Raw genomic sequence first — 1,431 nt, 5'->3', positions numbered from 1 at the left:
CCGCCGGCGGACGGGTAGGCATTGGAGATCTTGATGTAGGAATAGGCGCTGAAGCTGACAATCACCGCCGCCGCGAGAAAGGCCAGCGGGAAAAGTACGCCGGTCATCTGGGCCATCTGCCCGGTGAGCGCAAAAATACCGGCGCCAATCATGACACCGGTACCCAGCATAACCGTTCCAGGTAAAGTGAGACTGCCTTCCTGATAGCGAGTGGTTCGATCTTCCTCCCTGCTCATTCAACCTCCTGTTATTTTTTCATGGGTGGAATCTTGGAACAGCAGAACGGCTCATGCTTGGCATTTGCCCGGACGTTGTCGTCGGTAAACCGGTACCAGGCCAGTTTGCGCCGGGCCCACCATCCGGATTTTAATCGGCCACCGTAGGCCTTGATCAGTTCCAGTAATTCATCGACGGTCCAGTGAGTTCCGTCGTACGTCACGTGCAATGTGCCATTCGGCTTACGCTCGGCGAAATCAACGCAGGGGTGATGATTAAGATCGTGGATGAGATCTTCCCACTGACTCTCTCCAAGCCCCTCGACGGCCATTTTCCGGCGCAACAAAAACTGCTCCTGATTGGTTGCTTTGTGTGCTTTGGTCATGGAATGACACCTCTCTTCCTAATGACTTTTCCCTGTATCAAAACACTTCAACCTGAACTGCGACTGAAAACAGACACAGACTTTCGGTGGATTTGAGTTACATCAAATCTTAGACGAAAAAGGGCCATGAGGTTTCCCATGGCCCTTTAGCATCAACGTCAGAATGCGATGCGTGCACCGATTACGGCAAACCAGTCTTCTTTGCTTCCGCCATCCGTTTCAGCGAAATCCGCAGTGTCACCGTAATTTCGTTCATGCACCACACCGATATAGGGCGAGAAGGCGCGATCAATTAAATCATAACTCAGACGCAGTCCGGCTTCGGTGGACACCAGACCTTTGCCGACGCCAATTTCCCGATCCTCACTGAATGCGACCGTCGCATCCAGCGTTGCCGCGAGGATCCAATAATTGGTGAGCAATAATTCATACTCTGCATCCAGCGCAGCAGACGTCTCACCTTCATCGCTCACATACAGGTTGGCATCAACTTCAAACCATTGTGGCGCAAGCCCTGCGACACCCAGCACGGCATACGTGCGATCCGGTCCCTCAGGGGTGTCGAAGCGAACACCCGCTTTGGCGTCGAAGAACTTGGATATGGGGATCTGGCCGACCAACTGGTTTTCCAGTGTTTCGTAGGCCTGCTCCTCTATCTCGTATTCACCGGTTGTAAGCAACCGGACTTTAAAATCGTCGGTGCCATAGAAGGCATCCGCATTCCAGACGCCCAGTTCCTCGTCATCGTCGCTATAGCGGTATTCAAACTCCTCAAATTGCACACCCCAGGTTGTGAGCGGCTGTTTACGAGCCGTGGTGTCGGAAATCAT

At 53.0% G+C, this 1,431-nt stretch carries 2 protein-coding genes and 1 pseudogene; all 3 read right to left on the bottom strand.

Annotated features, from left to right (window positions below):
• A pseudogene (locus tag BM036_RS19660) lies at positions 1-236 on the bottom strand (amino acid permease); the annotation flags it as partial.
• 11 nt (positions 237-247) lie between these two features.
• Positions 248-601: a hypothetical protein gene (locus BM036_RS19655; RefSeq protein WP_091855311.1), complete on the bottom strand. Its 354-nt coding sequence runs from the start codon at positions 599-601 to the stop codon at positions 248-250.
• 158 nt (positions 602-759) lie between these two features.
• Positions 760-1,431: copper resistance protein B (locus tag BM036_RS19650; RefSeq protein WP_091855310.1), on the bottom strand; the 672-nt coding region annotated here is incomplete at its 5' end.

Origin of the sequence: Marinobacter segnicrescens (genome assembly GCF_900111555.1) — a bacterium.
Classification (GTDB): Bacteria; Pseudomonadota; Gammaproteobacteria; order Pseudomonadales; family Oleiphilaceae; genus Marinobacter; species Marinobacter segnicrescens.
The sequence above is the reverse complement of the archived record's forward strand: the minus strand, read 5'-3'. Positions and strand labels throughout refer to the sequence as shown.

Excerpts from the sequence above, each read along its gene's own strand:
- BM036_RS19655 (WP_091855311.1), bottom strand. The coding sequence starts at position 601 with ATGACCAAAGCACACAAAGCAACCAATCAGGAGCAGTTTTTGTTGCGC.